The organism is Chelativorans alearensis (assembly GCF_010993735.1).
Lineage (GTDB): Bacteria > Pseudomonadota > Alphaproteobacteria > Rhizobiales > Rhizobiaceae > Chelativorans > Chelativorans alearense.
Genome location: NZ_WQNI01000016.1, coordinates 100,178 through 121,814 on the forward strand (window position 1 = coordinate 100,178; position 21,637 = coordinate 121,814).

General features: G+C 64.9%; 21 protein-coding genes and 1 tRNA gene. 12 read left to right on the forward strand and 10 right to left on the reverse strand.

The genetic code is table 11. The annotated features are described in order from the left end of the window. Nucleotides 1-10 precede the first annotated feature (10 nt). The 5 genes from lepB to rpoZ all read right to left on the reverse strand — a co-directional run bounded on the left by lepB (nt 11) and on the right by rpoZ (nt 4,816). On the reverse strand, nt 11-760 hold the full coding sequence (gene lepB, locus GPJ75_RS22655) for a signal peptidase I (RefSeq protein WP_163271611.1): 750 nt from the start codon (nt 758-760) through the stop codon (nt 11-13). A gap of 113 nt (nt 761-873) precedes the next feature. After that, complete coding sequence (acpS, locus tag GPJ75_RS22660) at nt 874-1,275, reverse strand: holo-ACP synthase (RefSeq protein WP_163271613.1); 402 nt, start codon at nt 1,273-1,275, stop codon at nt 874-876. Next, a complete protein-coding gene (locus tag GPJ75_RS22665) occupies nt 1,275-1,865 on the reverse strand; it encodes a DUF2062 domain-containing protein (RefSeq protein WP_163271615.1) in 591 nt (196 codons plus the stop codon). The genes acpS and GPJ75_RS22665 overlap by 1 nt, the downstream gene beginning before the upstream one ends. 185 nt (nt 1,866-2,050) lie before the next feature. Continuing rightward, nucleotides 2,051-4,297: a RelA/SpoT family protein gene (locus GPJ75_RS22670; protein WP_163271617.1), complete on the reverse strand. Its 2,247-nt coding sequence runs from the start codon at nt 4,295-4,297 to the stop codon at nt 2,051-2,053. A 123-nt stretch (nt 4,298-4,420) separates the two neighbouring features. Beyond that, nucleotides 4,421-4,816, reverse strand: coding sequence for a DNA-directed RNA polymerase subunit omega (rpoZ, locus tag GPJ75_RS22675; RefSeq protein WP_159592729.1), 396 nt, complete (start codon nt 4,814-4,816; stop codon nt 4,421-4,423). A gap of 313 nt (nt 4,817-5,129) precedes the next feature. Between rpoZ and GPJ75_RS22680 the strand changes: the two genes are divergently transcribed. Beyond that, complete coding sequence (locus tag GPJ75_RS22680; RefSeq protein WP_163271619.1) at nt 5,130-5,714, forward strand: LabA-like NYN domain-containing protein; 585 nt, start codon at nt 5,130-5,132, stop codon at nt 5,712-5,714. Then, on the forward strand, nt 5,711-6,364 hold the full coding sequence (locus GPJ75_RS22685; protein WP_163271621.1) for a uracil-DNA glycosylase: 654 nt from the start codon (nt 5,711-5,713) through the stop codon (nt 6,362-6,364). Before GPJ75_RS22680 ends, GPJ75_RS22685 begins: the two co-directional genes overlap by 4 nt. Nucleotides 6,365-6,502: 138 nt before the next feature. Here GPJ75_RS22685 and smpB read toward each other — a convergent pair whose 3' ends face one another. Continuing rightward, the gene (gene smpB / locus GPJ75_RS22690) at nt 6,503-6,976 is read right to left on the reverse strand and encodes an SsrA-binding protein SmpB (RefSeq protein ID WP_159592720.1); all 474 of its coding nucleotides are present in this window, start codon (nt 6,974-6,976) and stop codon (nt 6,503-6,505) included. A 25-nt stretch (nt 6,977-7,001) separates the two neighbouring features. Then, nucleotides 7,002-7,883, reverse strand: coding sequence for a 4-hydroxy-tetrahydrodipicolinate synthase (dapA, locus tag GPJ75_RS22695; RefSeq protein WP_163271623.1), 882 nt, complete (start codon nt 7,881-7,883; stop codon nt 7,002-7,004). A 249-nt stretch (nt 7,884-8,132) separates the two neighbouring features. Here dapA and GPJ75_RS22700 point away from each other — a divergent pair, with 249 nt between their 5' ends. Then, nucleotides 8,133-10,190 carry a lytic transglycosylase domain-containing protein gene (locus GPJ75_RS22700; protein ID WP_425483184.1) on the forward strand — a complete coding sequence of 686 codons (2,058 nt, stop codon included), beginning with the start codon at nt 8,133-8,135 and terminating at the stop codon, nt 10,188-10,190. Nucleotides 10,191-10,340: 150 nt separating this feature from the next. Beyond that, complete coding sequence (locus GPJ75_RS22705) at nt 10,341-11,228, forward strand: alpha/beta fold hydrolase (RefSeq protein WP_163271625.1); 888 nt, start codon at nt 10,341-10,343, stop codon at nt 11,226-11,228. Between the two features lie 55 nt (nt 11,229-11,283). Here the strand turns inward: GPJ75_RS22705 and GPJ75_RS22710 are convergent, their stop codons facing one another. Next, a complete protein-coding gene (locus tag GPJ75_RS22710) occupies nt 11,284-12,432 on the reverse strand; it encodes a porin (RefSeq protein ID WP_163271627.1) in 1,149 nt (382 codons plus the stop codon). 500 nt (nt 12,433-12,932) lie between these two features. Here GPJ75_RS22710 and GPJ75_RS22715 point away from each other — a divergent pair. The 4 genes from GPJ75_RS22715 (at nt 12,933) to GPJ75_RS22730 (ending at nt 16,969) form a co-directional block, all read left to right on the forward strand. Continuing rightward, nucleotides 12,933-13,023, forward strand: a tRNA-Ser gene (locus GPJ75_RS22715). Nucleotides 13,024-13,233: 210 nt separating this feature from the next. Next, nucleotides 13,234-14,199 (forward strand): porin, encoded by a 966-nt coding sequence (locus GPJ75_RS22720; RefSeq protein ID WP_163271629.1) that lies wholly within the window; start codon nt 13,234-13,236, stop codon nt 14,197-14,199. Nucleotides 14,200-14,591: 392 nt separating this feature from the next. Beyond that, on the forward strand, nt 14,592-15,551 hold the full coding sequence (locus tag GPJ75_RS22725; protein WP_163271631.1) for a tyrosine-type recombinase/integrase: 960 nt from the start codon (nt 14,592-14,594) through the stop codon (nt 15,549-15,551). Between the two features lie 305 nt (nt 15,552-15,856). Next, on the forward strand, nt 15,857-16,969 hold the full coding sequence (locus tag GPJ75_RS22730; protein WP_163271633.1) for a pyridoxal phosphate-dependent aminotransferase: 1,113 nt from the start codon (nt 15,857-15,859) through the stop codon (nt 16,967-16,969). A 204-nt stretch (nt 16,970-17,173) separates the two neighbouring features. Here the strand turns inward: GPJ75_RS22730 and GPJ75_RS22735 are convergent, their stop codons facing one another. Beyond that, on the reverse strand, nt 17,174-18,295 hold the full coding sequence (locus GPJ75_RS22735; protein WP_163271636.1) for an AI-2E family transporter: 1,122 nt from the start codon (nt 18,293-18,295) through the stop codon (nt 17,174-17,176). 123 nt (nt 18,296-18,418) lie between these two features. Here GPJ75_RS22735 and GPJ75_RS22740 point away from each other — a divergent pair, with 123 nt between their 5' ends. Together GPJ75_RS22740 and GPJ75_RS22745 are read left to right on the forward strand one after the other, a co-directional pair. After that, complete coding sequence (locus GPJ75_RS22740; RefSeq protein WP_163271638.1) at nt 18,419-18,724, forward strand: ElaB/YgaM/YqjD family protein; 306 nt, start codon at nt 18,419-18,421, stop codon at nt 18,722-18,724. Nucleotides 18,725-18,735: 11 nt separating this feature from the next. Then, nucleotides 18,736-19,188 carry a hypothetical protein gene (locus GPJ75_RS22745; protein ID WP_163271640.1) on the forward strand — a complete coding sequence of 151 codons (453 nt, stop codon included), beginning with the start codon at nt 18,736-18,738 and terminating at the stop codon, nt 19,186-19,188. Nucleotides 19,189-19,473: 285 nt separating this feature from the next. Here the strand turns inward: GPJ75_RS22745 and GPJ75_RS22750 are convergent, their stop codons facing one another. Continuing rightward, nucleotides 19,474-19,710 carry a hypothetical protein gene (locus tag GPJ75_RS22750; protein WP_163271642.1) on the reverse strand — a complete coding sequence of 79 codons (237 nt, stop codon included), beginning with the start codon at nt 19,708-19,710 and terminating at the stop codon, nt 19,474-19,476. A 146-nt stretch (nt 19,711-19,856) separates the two neighbouring features. Here GPJ75_RS22750 and GPJ75_RS22755 point away from each other — a divergent pair, with 146 nt between their 5' ends. Both GPJ75_RS22755 and GPJ75_RS22760 read left to right on the forward strand, forming a co-directional pair. Then, nucleotides 19,857-20,453, forward strand: coding sequence for a TetR/AcrR family transcriptional regulator (locus GPJ75_RS22755; RefSeq protein WP_163271645.1), 597 nt, complete (start codon nt 19,857-19,859; stop codon nt 20,451-20,453). A gap of 16 nt (nt 20,454-20,469) precedes the next feature. Further along, entirely contained in the window at nt 20,470-21,633 is a 1,164-nt protein-coding gene (locus GPJ75_RS22760; protein WP_163271647.1) for an isovaleryl-CoA dehydrogenase, read from the forward strand. The last annotated feature ends 4 nt before the right edge of the window (nt 21,634-21,637 follow it).

Genomic DNA, 21,637 nt, shown 5'->3' on the forward strand with positions numbered 1-21,637 from the left:
GACGTTGCCGCTAATTGACCCAGGTGAAGAGGCGCGAGGGGCGGATATCGGTCGGCCACTTCCAGATCTCCAGCGGGCTGACGCCGCCGGCGATGGAGAAGAAGATGATGTTGGCGCGGCCGACGAGGTTCTCCTCCGGCACGAAGCCGACGGAGAAGCGGCTGTCGGTGGAATTGTCGCGGTTGTCGCCCATCATGAAGTAATGCCCCTCGGGCACGACGAATTCGCGCGTATTGTCGCCGACGGAGTTGGGCGAAAGGTCGAGCGTGTCGTAGGAAACGCCGTTGGGCAGCGTCTCGCGGTAGACATCGACGGGCCGTGTCATCTCGGTGATGTCGGGATTGTCGATCTCGCCGACCTTCTCACGCACCACCGCCGCGCCGTTGATGTAGAGCTGGCCCTCGCGCATCTGGATGCGGTCGCCCGGCAGGCCGATCACCCGCTTGATGTAGTCGAGCGAAGGGTTGGGCGGAAACTTGAAGACGACAACGTCGCCACGCTCCGGCTCCGAGCCCCAGATACGCCCGGAAAAGAGGGGCGGCGAGAAGGGAAGCGAGTGGCGCGAGTAACCGTAGGCCCATTTGGTGACGAACAGATAGTCGCCCTCCAGAAGCGTCGGGCGCATGGAACCGGAAGGAATGGAGAAAGGCTGGAAAAGCAGGGTACGGATGACGAGTGCCAGGAGCAGCGCCTGGACAATGACGCTGACGGTCTCGCCAAGACCGCCTGATTTCTTCCGGGATTTGTCGGCCACGCTCATGTCGTCCTCGGTTCAGGGCAGCGGGCCGAACATCTCCGCGGCCCTTTTTGCGCTTCGTCTTATCGGCTCATGCCGCTCACGGCAATGTGCTCACGCACTCGTGTTGCCCTTTGTCACACGTCTGCCACGGCTTCGATGATGACGAAGGCCTGGGCCAGGGGGAAATCGTCGGTGATGGTCAGGTGAACGAGCGCCTTGTGGCCGGGCGGCAGCATGGTCTCGAGCCTGGCCGCCGCGCCGCCGGTCAAATGCATGGTGGGCTTGCCGCCCGGCAAGTTCACCACGCCCATGTCGCGCCAGAAGACGCCGCGCGACAGGCCGGTGCCGAGCGCCTTGGCACAGGCCTCCTTGGCGGCGAAGCGCTTCGCATAGGATGCCGCGCGCAGGCGCCGGCGGTCCGACTTGGCGCGCTCGATCTCGGTGAAGACGCGATGGACGAACCGTTCGCCGTGGCGTTCCAGCGTCTTTTCGATGCGGCGGATGTCTATGAGGTCGCTGCCAAGACCGATAATCATCAAACCTCACCCGCCACCGCATTGGATTGCGCAACCGCGCGCCGGCGCGCCTTTTCGGCCAGGCGCTTGCGCCGCTGCTCGCGGAAGGTGACGGTGCCCCAACGCGTGAGGATGTAGGCGGCAAGGCCTACGGCGAACCCCAAAGGCAGCGAGCCGACCGCCATCGGCTTCAGGAAAGGCTGCCACAGGCTTGAAAACTCCATGTGCCACAAAAGATGGCCGATGTCCCTCGGTCCCATGCCGGTCGGATGGCGGCCGTAGAGGATAAGCTTGCCGAGTTCCAGCGTGGCGCCCCAGATGAAGGGGAAGGTAAGCGGGTTGCCGACGGCGGTGCCGATGGCCGAGGCCACAAGGTTGCCGCCCATCACCCATGCGACGGCTGCCGCGATGACGAAGTGGAACCCGAGGAAGGGGGTGAAGGAGGCGAAGACGCCGGCGGCGATGCCGGCGGCGATCGCATGGGGCGTTGCCCGCAGCCGCAGCGCGCGCTTGGCGAAATATTGGGCCGAGCGCCAGAAAGAGCGCCGGGGCCACACCAGCATCCTTACTCGCTCACTGAGGTCCACGCTTTTCCTTCGTTTGAACAGCATCTTTGTCTATCGCACCCCACGGCCTGCCGGCCAGCACTCCCCGAGCCGAGTATAAGCGGCTGCCGTTAACAGGGTCTTCCACAACACGGCCGACAAGGTTTTTGACCTCCTATGTAATGCCGGATCGTGCGAGGAAAACAGGCAACTTTCCAATAGCGGGAGCTGGCGGCCGAAATGAGGCTCGGCTACCCGTTCACCCGGCGTACGTCGCTCACGCAGGCCGCCTCCTTGAGCTGGGAGACGAGGCGGTTCAGGTGCTTCAGGTCCCAGACCTCGAGGTCGAAGATCATTTCGGTGAAGTCGGGCGCGGTGCGCGCCATCGAGAGCATGTGGATATTGGCGTCGTTGGTGGCGATCACCTGGGCGATGCTGGCAAGCGAACCAGGCTCGTTGATGGCGGTGATCGAAAGGCGCGCGGGGAAGCGCTCCTTCATGTTCTCGTCGATGTCCCAGCGCACGTCGATCCAGCGCTCCGGCTGGTCGTCGAAGGCGGTCAGCGCCGGCGACTGGATGGGATAGATGGTGATGCCGGAGCCCGGCTGCAGGATGCCGACGATGCGGTCGCCGGGCACCGCCCCTTCCGGGGCGAAGCGCACCGGCAGGTCGCCCGACACGCCGCGGATCGGCAGCGCCCCGTTGTCGCCGCCGGCCGCCTCCTTGCCCTTTTCCTTGCGGCCGCGGCGCGAGGAGCGGCCGGGGATCTGGAACAGCATGCCGGCGGCGTTGCGCAGGTTGAACCAGCCTTCCTCGCGCGCCTTCGGGCTCTGGGTGACGCGCTCGTCCTTGTAATCGGGGAAGACCGCGTGGACGACATCCTGCGACGACAGTTCGCCACGCCCGACGGCCGCCAAAACGTCCTCCACGTCCTTGCGGGCGAGCCGGTGCAGCACCGGCTTCAGCGCGTCCTTGGCGTAGGTCTTGCCGGCCCGCTCGAAGGCGCGCTCCAGAATGCGCGCGCCGAGGCCCGAATACTGCTTGCGGATGGCGTTCTTGGTGGCCCGCCTGATGGCCGAGCGCGCCTTGCCGGTGACCACCACCTGTTCCCAGGCCGCGGGCGGAACCTGCGCCTTGGAGCGGATGATCTCGACCTCGTCGCCGTTCTTCAGTTCCGTCATCAGCGGCATGATGCGGCCGTTGACCTTGGCGCCGACGCAGGTATCGCCGACATCGGTATGGACGGCATAGGCGAAGTCGATGGGCGTCGCCCCGCGCGGCAGGGCGATCAGCCTTCCCTTGGGCGTGAAGCAGAACACCTGGTCCTGGAACAGCTCGAGCTTGGTGTTCTCCAGGAAATCCTCCGGGTTGTCGCCCTCCGACAGCGCCTCGATGGTGTGCCTCAGCCAGGCGTAGGCGTTGGTGTCCTTGGATATCCGGTGGCCGGGGCCGTTCGGCTTCGAGCCGAAATCCTTGTAGAGCGAGTGCGCCGCCACCCCGTATTCGGCGATGGTGTTCATCTCGCGCGTGCGGATCTGCAGCTCCACGCGCTGGCGCGACGGTCCGACGATGGTGGTGTGGATGGAGCGGTAGTCGTTCTGCTTCGGCGTCGAGATATAGTCCTTGAAGCGCCCCGGCACCATCGACCAGGTGGAATGAATGGCCCCCAGCGCGCGGTAGCAGTCGTCCACCGTGTCGACGACGACGCGAAAGCCGAAGATATCGGAAAGCTGCTCGAAGGAGAGCGCCTTGGTCTCCATCTTGCGGAACACCGACCACGGCTTCTTCTGGCGGCTCTTCACCGTCGCCTTGATCTTGTATTTCTTGAACAGCTTGGCGAGCGCCTCCTCGATCTCGGAGATGACGCCGCGATTGCGCTCCAGAAGGCCGGCGAGCCTTTCGGTGACCGCATGGAAGGCTTCGGGGTTGATGTAGCGGAAAGCCAGCTCCTCCAATTCCTCCCGCATATCCTGCATGCCCATGCGGCCGGCCAGCGGCGCATAGATCTCCATCGTCTCCTCGGCGATCCTCAGCCTCTTGTGAACCGGCACGTGGTCGAGCGTGCGCATGTTGTGCAGACGGTCGGCGAGCTTGACGAGGAGCACGCGGACGTCCTCGGAGACTGCAAGCAGCAGCTTGCGCAGGTTCTCCGCCTGCGCGGCCTTGGTGGAGACGAGGTCGAGCTTCTTCAGCTTGGTCAGGCCCTCGACGAGGCGGCCGATATCGGGGCCGAAGAGTTCGTCGATCTCGGCGCGGGTGGCCGAGGTGTCCTCGATGGTGTCGTGCAGGAGAGCGACGGCGATGGTCGATTCGTCCAGATGCATGTCGGTGAGGATGGCGGCGACTTCGAGGGGATGCGAGAAATAGGGGTCGCCCGAGGCGCGCTTCTGGTGGCCATGCTTCTGCATGGCGTAGACATAGGCCTTGTTCAGAAGCGCCTCGTTGACGTCAGGCTTGTAGCGCTGCACGCGCTCGACAAGCTGGTACTGACGCATCATGGGCGGCCTCTCCTCATGCACAAAACATGCGCCGCGTCACCCACGCGGCGCATATCGACGTTGCATCGGCAGGATATGCCTGTGCGGGCCGCTGCGAAAGAGCCGCGCGGGCCGCGTCGACGATCAGAAATCGTCGCTCTTCTCCGGGGGGACGAGCCCCTCGATGCCGGCAAGCAGGTCTTCCTCGCTCATGCGATCGAAGGACACGCCCTCCTCTTCCGCCGCCTCGGCTTCCGGCGCGGCCTGGGGCAGGTCGGCGATGACCGGCAGGTCGGCCTCCGGCTCGTCCACCTCCACATGCTTCTGCAGGGAATGGATGAGCGCCTCCTTCAGGTCGCCGGGCGACAGCGTCTCGTCGGCGATCTCGCGCAGCGCCACGACCGGGTTCTTGTCATTGTCGCGGTCGATGGTGATCGGCTCGCCCTGGGAGACCTGGCGCGCCCGATGGGCGGCGAGAAGCACGAGGTCGAAGCGGTTCTCGACCTTGTCGATGCAGTCTTCAACGGTGACACGGGCCATTGTCTGCCCCTTTCATTGCACAAAACTTGCGGGAAAACCTGCGCGGTCCTTAGCTTTTCCGGATGCAAAATACAAGGCTTCCGTGCGGGATGCGACGAGCCGCCACCTCCCTTGCCTTTCATGCGGGGCCTGTCATGCCGGAACGACATCCGCGCAGGCTCGATAATTTTTCACTGACTATAACTAATTTGCATTGGCATGATTACAAGTCCGCACTATGTCACCTTGTATGCTGAACCATTTCGGCGCCGGCTGTGTAATGGCGCCATGAGCTATTCCTGCGCAGCCGATTGCCACGAAGGATATTTGTACCATGTTCGACCCCCGCGAAAAGATCGCTATGTTCATTGACGGTGCGAATCTTTACGCCACGTCACGCGCGCTCGGATTTGACATAGACTACCGCAAGCTGCTCTCCAGCTTTCAGAAACGTGCCTATCTGCTGCGTGCCTATTATTACACGGCCCTGGTGGAGGACCAGGAGTACTCCTCCATCCGTCCGCTCATCGACTGGCTCGACTACAACGGCTACAAGGTGGTGACCAAGCCTGCCAAGGAGTTCACCGATTCCACCGGCCGCCGCAAGATCAAGGGCAACATGGACATCGAGCTGGCGATCGACGCGCTCGAGCTCGCCGACGTGGTGGACCACTACGTGCTGTTCTCCGGCGACGGGGATTTCCGCACGCTGGTCGAGGCTTTGCAGCGCAAGGGCCGCAAGGTGAGCATCGTCTCCACCATCCAGTCGCAGCCGCCGATGATCTCCGACGAGTTGCGCCGGCAGGCCGACAATTACATCGACCTCGCCTCGCTGCAGGGAGAGGTCGGGCGGGACCCGTCCGAACGGCCGATGCGCCGTAGCGAGCCGCACGATTTCGAGCCCAACGAGGCCGAATGAGCCTCTGCGCCGAGCCGCCTCGGGACTGTTCCCATTGCCCGCGCCTCAGCACCTTCATCGCCGGCTGGCGCGAGCGCGAGCCGGCATGGTTCAACGCGCCGGTGCCAACCTTCGCACCGGCCGGCAGCGACGATGACGCGCGGCTCCTCATCGTCGGCCTTGCGCCGGGCCTGCGTGGTGCCAACCGGACCGGCCGCCCCTTCACCGGCGATTTTGCCGGCACGCTTCTCTACGAGACGCTGACCCGTTTCGGCTTCGCGCGCGGCACCTTCGACGCGCGCCCCGACGACGGGCTGGAATTGGTCGACGCCGCCATCACCAACGCCGTGCGCTGCGTGCCGCCGGAGAACAAGCCGGTGGGCGGTGAGATCAATACCTGCCGCAAGCATTATCTCGCCCCGACGATCGAGCGCTTCGCCAATCTCAGGGCGATCGTCACGCTCGGCACCATCGCCCACCAGTCGACGGTGCGCGCGCTCGGCCTCCCCGTCCGCGCCCTCCCCTTCGCCCACGGCGCGAACCAGGACGCCGGCAGCCTCCGCATCTTCTCCAGCTATCACTGCTCAAGGTACAACACGAATACGGGAAGGCTGACGGAGGCGATGTTCGTGGAGGTTTTCGGGAGGGTGCGGGCGTTTTTGAGTGAATAGTGAATAGTGAATAGTGAATAGTGAATAGTGAATAGTGAAGCTTAAGCCGTGATGCAGATTGAATTCAAGTCATAACTGCCGATACTTTACCTATTTCACTACTCACTACTCACTACTCACTATTCACTATTCCCCACCTCACCCCTTCTCCTTCAACAGCCGCGCCTTCTCCCGCGCCCAGTCGCGCTTCTTCTCGGTCTCGCGCTTGTCGTGCAGCTTCTTGCCGCGGGCGAGCGCCATCTGCAGCTTGGCGATGCCGCGCTCGTTGAAATAGAGCTTCAGCGGCACCATGGTCATGCCTTCGCGGTCGACGGCCTGGGCCAGACGGGCGAGTTCCTTCTTGGAAACCAGGAGCTTGCGGCGGCGGCGCGGCTCGTGGTTGAAGCGGTTGCCGGCGAAGTATTCGGGCACATAGGAATTGATGAGCCAGAGTTCGCCGCCCTCCACGGAGGCATAGGACTCCTGGATGTTGGCCTGCCCCTCGCGCAGCGACTTCACCTCCGTGCCGGTCAGGACGAGGCCCGCTTCCAGCGTGTCCATCACTTCATAGGCGAAGCGCGCCTTGCGGTTCTCGGCAACGGTCTTGATGTTGGGGTTCTTGTCTTTGGCCATGGAATGGGAATGCGCGCCGGCGCCGTCAGTTCATCAGCCCGGCGTGCATCATCGCCGCGTCGATCTTCTCGGCCGTCGAGGCCTCCACGGTCACGAGCGGCAAGCGAACGGAATTCTCCACCTTTCCAAGGCGCGACAGCGCGTATTTGGCGCCGCAGAGCCCCGGCTCAATGAACAGCGCCTTGTGCAGCGGCATCAGGCGGTCCTGCAGGTCGAGCGCCCTTTCCTTGTCGCCGTTGAGCGTGGCTTCCTGGAACTCGGAGCATAGCCGCGGCGCCACGTTGGCGGTCACCGAGATCGCGCCGACGCCGCCATGGGCGTTGAAGCCCAACGCAGAAGCGTCCTCGCCGGAAAGCTGGATGAAATCCTTGCCGCAGGTCATGCGCTGCTCCGACACACGCTCCACCTTGCCGGTGGCGTCCTTCACGCCCGCGATGTTTCTGAAATCGGCGGCAAGCCGGCCCATGGTCTCGGGCGTCATGTCTATCACCGAGCGCCCGGGGATATTGTAGATGAGGATCGGCAGCCTGGTGGCACGCGCCACGGCCGCGAAGTGCTCGTAGAGGCCCTTCTGGTTGGGCTTGTTGTAGTAAGGCGTGACGACGAGGACGGCATCCGCTCCCACCTTTTCGGCGTGCTCGACGAAGCCGATCGCCTCGCGCGTCGAATTGGAGCCGGCGCCGGCGATCACGGGAACGCGGCCAGCCGCCGCCTCCACGCATAGCCGCACCACCTCGCGGTGTTCATCATGGGTCAGCGTCGGCGATTCACCTGTCGTGCCGACCGGGACGAGGCCAGTCGTGCCCTCCTCGATCTGCCATTCAACAAACGCGCTGAAAGCGTCTTTATCCAGGCTTCCATCCTGACGGAACGGCGTCACCAGCGCTGTGATGGAACCCCTGAACATTTCCCGAAACTCCTCGATTCTGCTCCCGGCATACCCGCTTCGGCAGGCGGCCGACCGGCGCTTCTACCCGATCATGGAGCGCGGCACCATAGTGTTGCCACGCTAAGCCCGCAAGAACCGCATAGCGAATGGTTATTGGCACAACGCCATCATGCCCGATAACCCTTCTTTAACGCGCTTTTCACTGCCCATGAAATAGGATGGGGTGAATATTTGCGCCTTTGTGGCGATCATTGGGTGGCAGGGTTGTTGAAGACGAAAGCGGCGCTGACGGCGCTGGCACTGGGGCTTTCCGTATCCGGGGTGGGGGCACAGGCCGACAGCCTCCCCGGCGAGGCACCGCTGCCGACGCCGCGTCCCTACGCGCCGCTGGACAAGGCGGCGATGGCCGCCTCGCTTCCCTTCGCCGCCGGCATCCTCAACCCGCAAGGAAACCTAGTGTTATTGAAAGAGGGCCTTCAGGCGCTGTCGAAGGGGGATACCACGGCCGCCAGAAAGGCACGGGAAAGGCTAAAAGAGGGTTCTCTCGACCACGCGATCATGGGCTGGGCCATCGCCCTTTCCAATGCCGGGGGCGTGCGCAGCCGGGAGATCGCCGAGACCGCGAAGGCTCTTTCCAGGTGGCCCGGCATGGCGCGGCTGCGCGCCAACGGCGAGCGCGCGCTCTTCCGTGAGAACCTGCCGGCGAGCGACGTCATCGCCGCCTTCGCCGGCAAGCGCCCCACAACCTTCGAAGGCACGATGGCGCTCGCCCGCGCGCATACCGCCCTCGGCAACCGCGGCGCGGCGCGGGCCGTGCTCTCCCCTTTCTGGCGCAGCGAAAAGCTGGGGCCGAGGCAGGAGGCCGCGCTCCTGAAGGAATTCGGCGGCCTGATACCGGCAGCGGACCACCGCCACCGGATGGAGCGCATGCTGTACGATGACCGCGTGCGCTCGGCCGAGCGAGTGGCGAAACTTGCCGGCGGCGAGGCGCTGACGCGGGCCTGGGCGGCCGTCATCCGCAACCAGCGCGAGGCGGGCAAGCTGCTCGACGCCGTGCCGGAGGGCGAGCGCACGGCCGGCTACGTCTTCGCCAAGGCGCGCTACCTGCGGCGAACGGAGAAGTTCCGCGAGGCCGCACAGGTGATGCGGTCGGCGCCGCGGGATGTTGCAAAGCTGGTCGATCCGGATACCTGGTGGTTCGAACGGCGGGTGCTGTCGCGCGAACTCCTGGACATCGGCGAGGCGAAAACCGCCTACCAGGTCGCCGCCGGCCATGTCGGCGGAAACCGGGCAAGCAGGGCGGACGCGGAATTCCACGCCGGCTGGTACGCGCTGCGCAGCCTCGGCCAGGCGAAGACCGCCGCCCGCCATTTCGCCGGGATCGCCAAGATCGCCGACGGCCCGATTTCTCGCGCCCGCGCCTTTTACTGGCTCGGCCGGGCGGCGGAAGCGGGCGGGCCGGGAGACGCCAAGGACTATTACCGGCAGGCCGCCGCCTACGGCACGGCCTTCTACGGCCAGCTCGCTGCCGCCAAGCTCGACCGCTCCATCCTAGACGCCGCCCATCCGGAGCCGACGGACCTGGAGCGCCGGCGGTTTTCCGGGCGCAGGAGCGTGCAGGCGATCCGGCGGCTCGAGGCAGCCGGCGAGGACCGCTATGCCGGCATCCTCTACCGTGATCTTGCCGAAGACCTTTCGAATACCGGCGAGTTGGCGCTTCTGGCGGCGATGGCGGAAGAGAGCGGCAACCACTACCTGGCGCTGCGCATCGGCAAGGCCGCCGCCGGCCGCGGGCTGGAGATCGGTATGCTGGCGCATCCCGTGGGCGCCATACCGGCAAGCGCCTCCGTCTCGGACGCCGGCAAGGCGCTCGCCTACGCCATCGCGCGGCAGGAGAGCGAGTTCAACACGGGCGCGGTTTCCAGCGCCGGCGCGCGCGGGCTTCTGCAGCTCATGCCGGGGACGGCCAAGGCCATGGCGCGGAAGGCGGGCCTTGCCTACTCCGCCCCCCGGCTCACCACCGACGCCGGCTACAACGCGACGCTCGGCTCGGCCTATCTCAGCGAGCAGCTCGGCCGCTTCGACGGCTCCTATATCCTCACTTTCGTCGGCTACAACGCCGGCCCGCGCCGCGCCGAGGACTGGATGGAACGCTACGGCGACCCGCGCGGCGCACCGCTCGACGAAGTGGTGGACTGGATCGAGCGCATCCCCTTCACCGAAACGCGCACCTATGTGCAGCGCGTGATGGAGAACTACCAGGTCTACAAGATGCGGCTGACCGGCCGCTTCGACATCGAGGAGGATCTGGTGAAGGGACGGTGAGGCGGGGATTTCAGGAAACCGCCTGAAATGCCTGCGCCCCATCGCCATCCGCAAGTATCAGAATATCGCGCGCGAGAGGACTTGCCCTCCACCATATTTCCCATGAAGCTCCACACCTCTTGAAAGACCAACACGGGCGGGAGCGAGGCTTTGCAGGACGGTTTTTCCGACTTCTTCTACACCTCCAGCGATGGGCTGAGGCTCCACGCGCGCGTCTACGGCAAATCGCGGGACGGCAGGCTGCCTGTCGTCTGCCTGCCCGGCCTCACCCGCAACGCCGGCGATTTTCACGCGCTTGCCCTGCTCCTTGCGGGCGATGAGAAGACGCCGCGCCAGGTCATCGCCTTCGATTATCGCGGCCGCGGCCGGTCGGCGTATGACCGCGCCTGGCGCAACTACAATATTGCGACCGAGGCCGCCGACATCTCGGCCGGGCTGACGGTGCTGGGCGTGGAGCATGCCGCCTTCATCGGCACCTCGCGCGGCGGGCTCATCATCATGGCGCTGGCGGCGATGCGGCCGGCGGCGCTGGGGGCCGTGGTGCTGAACGATATCGGCCCGGTCATCGAGGGGGCGGGCTTGGCGCATATCCGCAGCTATCTGGAGAACGCGCCGAAGCCGCAAAGCATCGAGGAGGCCGTCCGCCTGCAGAAGGCGGCGCACGGGCAGGCCTTCTCCGGGCTTTCTAAGGCGGATTGGGAACGCCAGACGCGGGCGCTCTACCGCATCGAGGACGGCCGCCTTACCGCCGACTTCGACCCGCGCCTCGTCAAGACGCTGAGAACGATCGACCTCAGCCTGCCTCTGCCGGCCAACTGGCCGCAATTCGAGGGGCTGGGAGGCGTCCCGCTGCTGGCGATCCGCGGCGCCAACTCGGCGCTGCTTTCGGCCGAGACCCTCGCCGAGATGGCACGCCGGCATCCGCGCCTCGATTCCATCACCGTCGAGGGCCAGGGCCACGCCCCGCTTCTGGAGACCGGCGATCTGCCGCGCCGCATCGGCGCTTTCCTGACGCGCGCTGAAAGGGCGCGGATATAGAAAAACCCGGCGGGCAAGCCCGCCGGGTCCTTTCAAGCTGCTCTTCCAACCGCGATTAGAAGTTGCGATCGAAGCGCAGGAAGCCGTGCCACTGGTCGGGATTGTGCAAGCTGCCCGCCACGCCATCGACGACAAAAGGAACATCGCCATCGAACTTGGTGTAGTTGATGGCCAGCTTGGCGTTGAAGTTCTCGACGATCTCGTAGTCGATGGTAGCGCCAACCTTGATCGCGTCGAGGTCATCCCCGAAGAGCGGGTCGTGCCCGACATTGCCGAAGTACTGCGCACCGATCGAGGCCTTGAGACGCGGGTTGATGTGGTAGCCGACGAGACCGCCAGCGCTCCACTCGGCACCGACACGCGGGTGGTCGTCGAGATCATCCGTGAAACCGTGGCCGATACCGCCGAACGGATCAACCGAGTAGTAGCTGATGCCGCTTTCGTAGGTCGCGATGGCCTCGGCGAAGAAGGCGGTGCCGGGATCGTACGCCACGATCGCCTTGGCGGCCCACTCTTCGGCCGTGGCGTCGTAAGCGCCCCACAGGTTCGCGCTGCCCCAAGCCTGGGAGACACCGACGTTGCCGACCACGTTCGGCGTCCAGTCGTAGGCGTCGTCCACCTCTTCGAGCGCCACCGACACGAACATACCGTTGGCGGTATCGAAGGTGTAGCGGACGAAGTTGACGCGGTCGCCGCCGCCCTGGTCGAACTCACCCGAAAGACCGGCGTCATAGAGCGTGTCGGACACACCCATAGAGAGGCCGCCGAGCGAGAGGATCGCCTGCTGGACTCGAGACGTCGAGGAATTAAGGCCCTGCGAAAGGTGATCCCCCTCGTTGATCCCCGGGATAAAGACCGGATCAGTGCCCGTCGACTGCAGACGCAACTCGATGAAGCCGCCGAGCGTGCCGTATTCGGTCTCCGAGCGGGCGTCGAACGTGACCGTGGCACGGGCAAGCTTATCCCAGCCATCGGCGTCGCCGAAGTCACCGCTCGTGTAGCCCATCTCGTAACGGACATAGCCGCCGATCTTGAGGCAGGTCTCGGTGCCGGGGATGTAGAAGAAGCCGGCGCCGTAGACGTCGCAGACGCGGACATATTCCATCGGCTCCGGCTCGGGAACGAAGATGGCGTCGGCCGCCTGGGCGCCCGTAGCGGCGACCGTGGCGGCCGCGGAGCCAATGAGAAGGCTCTTAATGTTCATTTTCTGACCTCCAGTCAAAAGTTCTAAATACGGGTCTGGGTATTTTGCTGAAGGACAGCTTTCCCTGCCCCATCCCCACGGTACGAAAAAGTTGCGCCCCCGGCGCTCCTTCTTCCAAGCCGACATTACTCACGCCGGGCCGGGGATCAACCGCGATTGCCGCACCTTCGCCGTCACGCACACGCTATCGACGGCACCTGTTGCACAAAAGCCACGATTGAGCGGGCTACGGTAATGGATCGTTAAGGTTACGGGGCGGCTACGGTAGGAAACGCCGGAGATTTTTTCTCTTTTCCACACCGCAGCTCGGCGCGAAAGGGCGAATCGTGCGCATTGAATTCACGTTTGCCGGCGCCCATCTGCGCCTTTATGGCCGGCGCGATTCGTGGCGCGGCCGGACAGTGGAGGAGGCGCCTTGCGCGCTACGGTGTCATTAGTATGCGCGAAGCATGCAAGACATGTTGATTGTGCCGCCGCTTTTCTTTATCCAGCCTTGCCACGGAGAGGTGGCCGAGTGGTCGAAGGCGCTCCCCTGCTAAGGGAGTAGGCCCCAAAAGGGCCTCGTGGGTTCGAATCCCATCCTCTCCGCCAGCCTTCGCCCTGCGGGCTTCGGCTTGCAGGCCACCCGTCTCCCGAAGCCATGGCGAAGGCGGCTGCCAGACCGTTCCGCCGTTCGCGAACGCTCTTTTTCCTCGAGACGCAGTCTTCCCCTGACAGCGCGGAATCTTCATTCCGATTCGCTTTCCAAGCAAAATCAACCACTTCCGCCCTCCGGCCGCGATTCAGACTGGAGGTCAGAAAATGAACATTAAGAGCCTTCTCATTGGCTCCGCGGCCGCCACGGTCGCCGCTACGGGCGCCCAGGCGGCCGACAGCGTCTGCGACGTCTACGGCGCCGGCTTCTTCTACATCCCCGGCACCGAGACCTGCCTCAAGATCGGCGGCTATGTCCGTTACGAGATCGGCTTTGACGAGGACGACGACGGCTGGCGCAAGCTCGCCCGTGGCACGCTGACAGTCGACGCCCGCTCGGAGACCGAGTACGGCACGCTCGGCGGCTTCATCGAGCTGCGCGGCGACGTCAAGAGCGGCAGCGTCGGCAACCCCGACGACAACAACTGGATCCGCGTCCAGCAGGCGATCATCTCGCTCGGCGGCTTCTCCATGGGTCTGTCCGACACGCTGTACGACGCCGCCCTTTCCGGCGAGTTCGACAACGGCGGCGGCGACCGCGTCCACTTCATGCGCTACACCTTCGATGCCGCCAACGGCGTCTTCGTCACGATCGCCCTCGAAGAGGCCGATTACAACGAGGACTACACGCCGAACGTGGTCGGCAACGTCGGCATCGCGCAGGGCTGGGGCAGCTTCAACGTCTGGGGCGCCTACGACGCCACGGCCGAAGAGTGGGCCGCCAAGGCGATCGCCAAGATCAAGGCCACCGAGCAGCTCACGGTTGAGCTCATGGGCACCTACGAGTCCGACGAGAGCTTCTACTCGGTCTCGAAGGACGGCTTCGGTGGCTATGAGTGGACGGCCGGCGGCTACCTGAAGTACGCCGCGACGCCGAAGCTGTCGGTCGGCTTCGGTGGCCAGTACTTCGCCGACGCCCACTTCGATAGTGCCGACAACTACGCCCTCGGCGCTGTGGTCGATTACGAGCTGGTCGAGAACTTCAACACGAAGCTCGCGGTCAACTACTTCGACGGCGACAACTACGACGACGGCCACGTCGGCGGCTTCCTGCGCTTCGACCGCAACTTCTAAGCGGTCAACTCTTGCGCCCGGTGACTTCGGTCACCGGGCGTTGCATCTCCGTTCAATCCCAAGTAAAGCCCTCTTATCGAATATAACCACACATCATATTGTGTGACCGGGGCTGGCGCTAAGGGGGGACTGAATGGTGGTTCAGGGCGAAAAAGGGTGGTCTGTATTTTTCCCGTTGGGGAAGGGTGTAAATGCAGAAGAGCACAGCCATAGCTCATCAAAAAACTTCAGGGCTGGTGCCTTTGAAATAGCGGCTTTTATGGCCGGCAAGGCCAGACGAACGGTTCTATGGCTGCAAGGGATGGAGATGCATCGCATACCGCGGACACGGTCCGTGGCGGCGATAAACTGCTGATAAAGTTTAGTTTCTACAGCAGAGCGTCTCGATCGTTATGCCTCATGATCTGCATGCCGTTGGCAGCAACAATGATGAATGGGTCACGAGCCCGGTAGCCGAGTATTCGGTGACGTTCGGCACCACGCCGTTGCGGGTTGTCGATACGTTCAGCCTCAAGGAACTCTTCGCCAAGTTCGGCGACGTTCTCTGGGAACCCGGACGACACAAATACAACGTCACCTCATTCATCGGCGAACTGGATGAACTGCTGCTAGCCAGGCGCTTCAGCGCCTTCGATCAGGAAACGCTCGACGACCTGATCGGAAAATTACGCTCCCGCGGGAACAGCAACGCGACCATCAACAGAAAGATGGCGGCGCTGAGCAAGTTGCTGCGGAAGGCATATAAGATGGGATGCATCCACAGTCTGCCGGAATTCCGGCGGCAGAAGGAGAGAGCGGGGCGGATCCGTTTCCTCGACATGGAGGAGGAGACGAGGCTGTTCACCGCCATCCGCGCGCGCAGCGAAGACGCCTACAGGCTGTGCATTTTCCTGGTGGACACGGGCTGCAGACTGGGCGAGGCGATCGGGCTGACCTGGAACGACGTGCAGGGCGGGCGCGCCAGCTTCTGGATCACCAAATCCGCGCGCAGCCGCACCGTTCCCATGACCGCCCGCGCGCAACGCGCCGTGAAAATCCCGAAAAACGGGCATAAGGGCCCCTTCGCCATGCTGCAGCAGGCGCCTTTCCGCGCCATCTGGAACGAGGCCAAGGCCGAGGTCGGCCTCGGGACCGACACCCAGGTGGTGCCGCACGTCCTGCGCCACACCTGCGCCTCCCGCCTGGTGCAGGGCGGGATCGACATGCGCCGCGTGCAAATGTGGCTCGGCCACCAGACCCTGCAGATGACAATGCGCTACGCCCACCTGGCGACAAGCGACCTCGACCCCTGCGTCGACGTACTGGAAATGACCTGCCGCAAGCAGGCAAAGAGGGCGGGCGCGGCGGCATAGGGCGAGCGTCTTTGGGGCGCCCGCGCCCTTCGCGCCCCCCTCTGTCCTGCCGGACATCTCCCCCACGAGGTAGGAGATTGCGCCGGCCGCTTGCGCCGGCACCTGTTCTGCGATGTCAGCGATTGGCGAAAGTCGCCGCGGCAGCCAATCTCCCCCCGTGTGGGGGAGATGTCCGGCAGGACAGAGGGGCGCGAAAGGGCACCGGCATCTCCATCCCTTCCAAGTAAGCAACACCCCACCCACTTTGCACCAGGCGCCCGCGGCCTTAAAGAAGACCGACGACACCTTCAAAAGCCGAAACGCCCATGCCCCAGCGCCCTCCCCTCACCCCGCTTGTCGACAGCCTTCCCGCCACCGTGCCCTTCGTCGGACCGGAAACGCAGGAGCGCAATCGCGGGCGGCCCTTCCGCGCCCGGCTCGGCGCCAACGAGAACGGCTTCGGCCCCTCGCCCAAAGTGGTCGAGGCGATGCGGGCGGCCGCGCCCGAGATGTGGAAATATGGCGACCCGGAGAGCCACGACCTCAGGCACACGCTCGCCGCCCTTCACGGCGTGGCACCGGAAAACATCGTTGTCGGCGAAGGCATCGACGGGCTGCTCGGCCTCATCGTGCGGCAGTATGCGGAGCCGGGCACGCCGGTCGTCACCTCGCTCGGCGCCTACCCCACCTTCAACTATCATGTGGCCGGCTTCGGCGCGCGGCTCGTCACCGTACCCTACGAGGACGACCGGGAGAGCCTCAACGGGCTGCTTGAGGCCGTGCGGCGCGAGAAGGCGCGCATCGTCTACCTCTCCAACCCGGACAATCCCATGGGCACCTGGTGGGAAGCGGACGAGATCGCCCGCTTCATCGCAGCGCTCCCCGAGACCACTATGCTGGTGCTCGACGAGGCCTATTGCGAGACCGCGCCCGCCTCCGCCCTGCCGCCGCTCGAGCCGGCGCGGCCCAACGTCCTGCGCATGCGCACCTTCTCCAAGGCCTACGGGCTGGCGGGGCTCAGATGCGGCTATGCGATCGGCGAGGCGGAGGCGATCCGCGCCTTCGACAAGGTGCGCAACCATTTCGGCATGACGCGCATGACGCAGGCGGCCGCCCTTGCCGCACTCAACGACCGGGCGCATCTTGAGTGGGTGGTCGAGGCCGTCGACGCCTGCCGGCAGCGCCTCACGGCGGTCGCCGGCGCGCACGGGCTTGCCGCCCTCCCCTCGGCGACCAATTTCGTCACCATCGACTGCGGCGGCGACGGCGCCTTCGCCATGCGGGTGCTCGAAGCGCTCGGCGCGCGCGACGTCTTCGTGCGAAAGCCCATGGCCCCCGGCCTCGACCGCTGCATCCGCGTCAGCGTCGGCCCGGAGCCCGAGATCACCGTCTTCGAGGCAGAGCTGGGGGCAGCGCTGGAGAAGGCACGGCGAGGCTGACACTTGGAGCCTGACCTAAAAGGCTCCGTCTCTAGAGTATGATCTCCAAAAACGGATACCGGTTTTTGGAAAAGATCATACTAAAACAAATAGTTAGATCATGACGACAATTCAACGAAGCGACATCATGACCTAGGGACTGTTGAGATTCAGGATATGGCTGTGGCGATAGCCCACTCCGCGCCTCATGAATCTCAACACACCTTAGGGCAAGCGCGAATACTGCTGGCGCCTTTCTTTCGGAAAGCCCCATTCGAAGCCGGGGACGATGTTGCGAACAATGGCGAGGAGTGTGAGGAGCGCTGGTATGGCGATGAAGCCTCCCACCGGTCCCCAGAGCCACAGCCAGAACGCCACTGCCAGGAACACCAGGAAGGGATTGAGTGTCATCCGGCGGCCAATCGTCATGGGAGTGACGAACTGAGCCTCGACGGCGTTGAGCGCAAGATAGGCGACCGGCGGCAGGAGGCCGCCTAGAAAGGTGTCGAAGCTCGCAAGTCCTACGCCGAAGAGGATCGCGGCCATCACCGCCGGGCCGATATAGACGATGAAATTCAGGATGCCGGCCAGCGCTCCCCATAGCGGTGCCGAAGGCACGTCCAGGAACCAAAGGGCGATGCCGACGGAAAGACCGAGCATGGCATTGATGAGGGTGATCGCCGCGAGATAGCTGGAGATCAGATCCTCGACATCGCGAAAGATGTGGGCGACGCGCCAGCGCAGCCGCCGGCCGGTGCACAGCTTCAGAGTCACCAGCCGTGTGTCGTGCCGCGTGGCGATGAAGAAGTAGAGGCTGGCGAGAAAGATCAGGACCTGCGCGATCAGTGCCGGTGCCAGGGTGGCCACGTTCTCCATCGCCGAGCCCTCTTCGACCGAGACGGTGACGCCCGAACCGCCCGCTGCGGCGCGGATTTCCTCGCGCACGCTCCTGATGATGGCAAGGGGTTCCGAGAGGCTTGTCAGCTGAAGCTGCAACTTGTTCCAGATCTGCGGCACTTGGCCGGCCCAGGATGCGAGCGGCGTCGCGATCGCGGCACCAAGAGAGCTGACCACCACGATGAAGATGGCCACGGCTGCAGCCGCGGAGAGGCTCGGAGGCACGCCCCGCTTCTCCAACTGCAAGGCGGCAGGGCTCAGCATTAGCCCGATGGTGACGGCAAGCGCGACCGGAGCGAGCAGGAAGCGTCCTGCCTGGAGCGCAACCACGAGGCCGAGGAAGCCAAGGAACAGGATGGCCACCTGCGCGCCACGCGTCAATGCGAGTTCCAGGTTGGATTTCGGCGGCAGGCGTATGACGGGTGGTTCTTTCAGGCCTTTGATGCGCATCAATCGGCTTTCCGGGTGGAAAGCGTATCAACGGGTACGGCGCACGTCAGTTCCTGGGCGGTGCCGAGAACCTTACCCCCCGATCTCGCGTTGGGGGAGTTGCAATGAAACGAGGAGAAGATCATGGCCACGACCCGCGCAAAGGCAACGAATAAGGATGCGGACCCGCAGTCGGGCGCACCGGATCTGACGGCCGACATCCGGCAGTTGCGCGAGGACATCGCAAGGCTCGCCGATGACTTGCGCAAAACCGGAAGCCGGTCCGTGTCGCGGGCGCAGCAGGCAGCCAGGGAAAGTGCGGAAGACCTGCGCGGCAGCGCCGAGGAGTGGCAGGACGACGTGGCCAAGACGGTGCGCGAGAAGCCGTTCACCGCTCTTGCGCTGGCTGTCGGTGTGGGCTGGCTTCTCGCCATGATGACGCGCCGCTAGCGGGCGGGGAGATGTTTTCCCGGTTCATCGCGCTGCTCGCCGCCGGCGAGGCGGCGAACGTCAAACGGCGCGTCAAGGCCGCCGTCGTCGGCTATGTTCTGGTGGCGGCGACGGGACTTCCGGCACTTGCGTTCCTGCTTCTAGCCGCCTATCTCGCCGTCGCCGCCCGCTGGGGCCCGCTCGCGTCGGCGTTGTGGTTCGGCTCGGGCCTCGCCGTGTTGTGCGGCCTCACCTTTGTCGTCTACCGGACCGTTGCCGGGGCTCAGCGGCGCAAGCAGGAGCAAAAGCGGGCGGCGGATGCCGGCCTGCTCATGGGGGCATCGGCTCTGACCGTGCTGCCTGCGCTCCTCGGACGGCGGCGCGGCGCGGCCGCCCTCCTCCTGGCGCTTGCCGGACTGGCGGGCTACGCCGCTTACCGCGAGCATGAACGCGGTGATACAGACGAACCGCATCCGGCTGAGTGAACCTTCAGCGCAGAACCAGTAGGTGCTGCCCATGAATGACAAGCTGCCACCCGAGAAGGCGCGTCAGGGCCGCAAAGGCTTTCCGGGTTGCGGCAGTCGAGCGATGTTCCCGTCACAGAGGATGGCGCGCCGCGCACGCCCGGCGGTGAGGCGACGGCGGAATGAGGATCATGCCGCCTTCCGTAAGATCGCCGCCGCCTGGCGGGCGGGCAGCCGCCGGCGGGGTCACCTCGCTGTCGCGGTCGCGCTCCACTCAGCCAGGCCGCCGGATGCCTTCTTTCGGCCCTAGCCCATATCCTCCTCGCCGCCCGGGCCGAACTGGCGATGCAGGATCTCCACCAGCTCCGCCACCTTGCCCTTGGGCATCGGGCGGAAATCGTTCACCAGCGCCTCGTCGTTCATCACCCAGGCATGCGCCTCGGCCAGTTCGCGCTCGCTGGCGCCGGTGGCGGCAAGCTCGGCCAGAAACGCATTGTCCACCGGTCCCAGGATCCGGTGCACCCCTTCCCTGGTCAGTGCCATGGCGATCTCCCCATTCTGCCTGTTGAACCCGAGGGAAATGCCGTCGATGCCATGTGGTTCCCGAGCTGCCAGGCGAGGCGCGCCCAAGCGCCGCCTTGCCATAATTAAACGTACGTTCTATTAATTAATGCGGAGGAGCATCGGCCATGGCACGCACCGCGGGTTCCGACGGGGAGAAGACCGAGGCTGCCATCCGCGCGGCGGCCCTGCGGCTCATGGCGCGGCACGGTTTCGAGGCGGTGTCCATGCGCCAGCTCGCTGCAGAGGTGGGCGTGCAGGCGGCCGCCCTCTACCGCTATTTCCCCACCAAGGAAGACCTGCTCTACACGCTCATGCGCGCGCATATGGAGGGGCTCATCGCCTCGTGGGAGGCGGCGCGGCCTGCCTCCGGCAATGCCGCCGCGCAGCTTTCCGCGTTCGTGGAAAACCACATCCGCTTCCACGTGGCACGGCGGCACTCCACCCATGTCAGCAACATGGAGCTCAGAAGCCTGTCGCATGAGCGGCTCACGCATATCCTGCGCCTGCGCGGAGCCTACGAGAAGGAGCTGCGGCAGATCCTGCGCTCAGGCGCAGACGCCGGCACCTTCCACATCGAGGATACGGCGCTGACGGCGATGGCGATCATCCAGATGATCACCGGCGTCATCGTCTGGTTCCGGCCGGGCGAGCGCCTTTCCGTCGAGGAGGTGGCCGATACCTATCACACCATGACCCTGCGCCTTGTCGGCGCGCCAGCCTGACGGGAGGACCTTTACAATGTTCACGCAGACACTTTCCTTCGGCCTCGGTGAGGAGATCGAGGCCCTGCGCGACATGGTGCACCGCTTCGCAAAGGAGAAGATCGCCCCGCTGGCGGGGAAAATAGACGAGAGCAATGAATTCCCCGCCCATCTGTGGGCGCAGATGGGGGCGCTCGGCCTCCTCGGCGTCACCGTCGAACCTGAGCATGGCGGCTCGGGGCTCGGCTATCTCGCCCACGTGGTGGCGATGGAGGAGATCTCCAGAGCCTCCGCCTCCGTCGGCCTTTCCTACGGCGCCCACTCCAATCTCTGCGTCAACCAGATCCGCCGCTGGGGCACGCCAGAGCAGAAGGCCAGATACCTGCCGCCCCTGTGCACCGGAAAGACCGTCGGCGCGCTCGCCATGTCGGAGACCGGGGCCGGCTCCGACGTCCTTTCCATGCGCCTTAAGGCCGAGAAGAAGAACGACCGCTTCGTCATCAACGGCTCGAAGATGTGGATCACCAACGGCCCGGAAGCCGGCACGCTGGTGGTCTACGCCAGGACGGACCCGCAGGAAGAGGCCCGCGGCATCACCGCCTTCATCGTGACAAGCGGGATGCCCGGCTTTTCCGTCGCCCAGAAGCTCGACAAGCTCGGCATGCGCGGCTCCAACACGGGCGAGCTCGTCTTCGACAACGTCGAGGTGCCGTTCGACAACGTGCTCGGCGAGGAGGGCCGCGGCGTCGAGGTCCTGATGTCCGGCCTCGACTACGAGCGCGTGGTGCTCGCCGCCGGCCCACTCGGCATCATGGCCGCCGCGCTCGACGTCGCCGTTCCTTACGTGAAGGAGCGCAAGCAGTTCGGCCGGCCGGTCGGCGCCTTCCAGCTCGTCCAGGGCAAGCTTGCCGACATGTACACGGCGCTCAACGCGTCGAGAGCCTATGTCTACGCCGTGGCGGCGGCCTGCGACCGCGGCGAGACCACCCGCAAGGACGCCGCCGGCTGCATCCTCTTTGCTGCGGAGAAAGCCACCCAAACCGCCCTCGACGCCATCCAGCTCCTCGGCGGCAACGGCTACGTCAACGAGTTCCCGACCGGCCGCCTCCTGCGCGACGCCAAGCTCTACGAGATCGGCGCCGGCACGTCCGAGATCAGGCGCTGGCTGATCGGCCGGGAAATCGTCGGAGAAGCGGGCTGATCCG

Coding starts and splice junctions, on each gene's coding strand:
- GPJ75_RS22735 (WP_163271636.1), bottom strand. CDS start 18,295: ATGCGCATCAAAGGCCTGAAAGAACCACCCGTCATACGCCTGCCGCCG.
- smpB (WP_159592720.1), bottom strand. CDS start 6,976: ATGGCCAAAGACAAGAACCCCAACATCAAGACCGTTGCCGAGAACCGC.
- lepB (WP_163271611.1), bottom strand. CDS start 760: ATGAGCGTGGCCGACAAATCCCGGAAGAAATCAGGCGGTCTTGGCGAG.
- GPJ75_RS22745 (WP_163271640.1), top strand. CDS start 18,736: ATGTTTTCCCGGTTCATCGCGCTGCTCGCCGCCGGCGAGGCGGCGAAC.
- acpS (WP_163271613.1), bottom strand. CDS start 1,275: ATGATTATCGGTCTTGGCAGCGACCTCATAGACATCCGCCGCATCGAA.
- GPJ75_RS22685 (WP_163271621.1), top strand. CDS start 5,711: ATGAGCCTCTGCGCCGAGCCGCCTCGGGACTGTTCCCATTGCCCGCGC.
- GPJ75_RS22680 (WP_163271619.1), top strand. CDS start 5,130: ATGTTCGACCCCCGCGAAAAGATCGCTATGTTCATTGACGGTGCGAAT.
- rpoZ (WP_159592729.1), bottom strand. CDS start 4,816: ATGGCCCGTGTCACCGTTGAAGACTGCATCGACAAGGTCGAGAACCGC.
- GPJ75_RS22760 (WP_163271647.1), top strand. CDS start 20,470: ATGTTCACGCAGACACTTTCCTTCGGCCTCGGTGAGGAGATCGAGGCC.
- GPJ75_RS22725 (WP_163271631.1), top strand. CDS start 14,592: ATGCCTCATGATCTGCATGCCGTTGGCAGCAACAATGATGAATGGGTC.
- GPJ75_RS22710 (WP_163271627.1), bottom strand. CDS start 12,432: ATGAACATTAAGAGCCTTCTCATTGGCTCCGCGGCCGCCACGGTCGCC.
- GPJ75_RS22750 (WP_163271642.1), bottom strand. CDS start 19,710: ATGGCACTGACCAGGGAAGGGGTGCACCGGATCCTGGGACCGGTGGAC.
- GPJ75_RS22755 (WP_163271645.1), top strand. CDS start 19,857: ATGGCACGCACCGCGGGTTCCGACGGGGAGAAGACCGAGGCTGCCATC.
- GPJ75_RS22740 (WP_163271638.1), top strand. CDS start 18,419: ATGGCCACGACCCGCGCAAAGGCAACGAATAAGGATGCGGACCCGCAG.
- GPJ75_RS22720 (WP_163271629.1), top strand. CDS start 13,234: ATGAACATTAAGAGCCTTCTCATTGGCTCCGCGGCCGCCACGGTCGCC.
- GPJ75_RS22730 (WP_163271633.1), top strand. CDS start 15,857: ATGCCCCAGCGCCCTCCCCTCACCCCGCTTGTCGACAGCCTTCCCGCC.
- GPJ75_RS22665 (WP_163271615.1), bottom strand. CDS start 1,865: ATGCTGTTCAAACGAAGGAAAAGCGTGGACCTCAGTGAGCGAGTAAGG.
- GPJ75_RS22670 (WP_163271617.1), bottom strand. CDS start 4,297: ATGATGCGTCAGTACCAGCTTGTCGAGCGCGTGCAGCGCTACAAGCCT.
- dapA (WP_163271623.1), bottom strand. CDS start 7,883: ATGTTCAGGGGTTCCATCACAGCGCTGGTGACGCCGTTCCGTCAGGAT.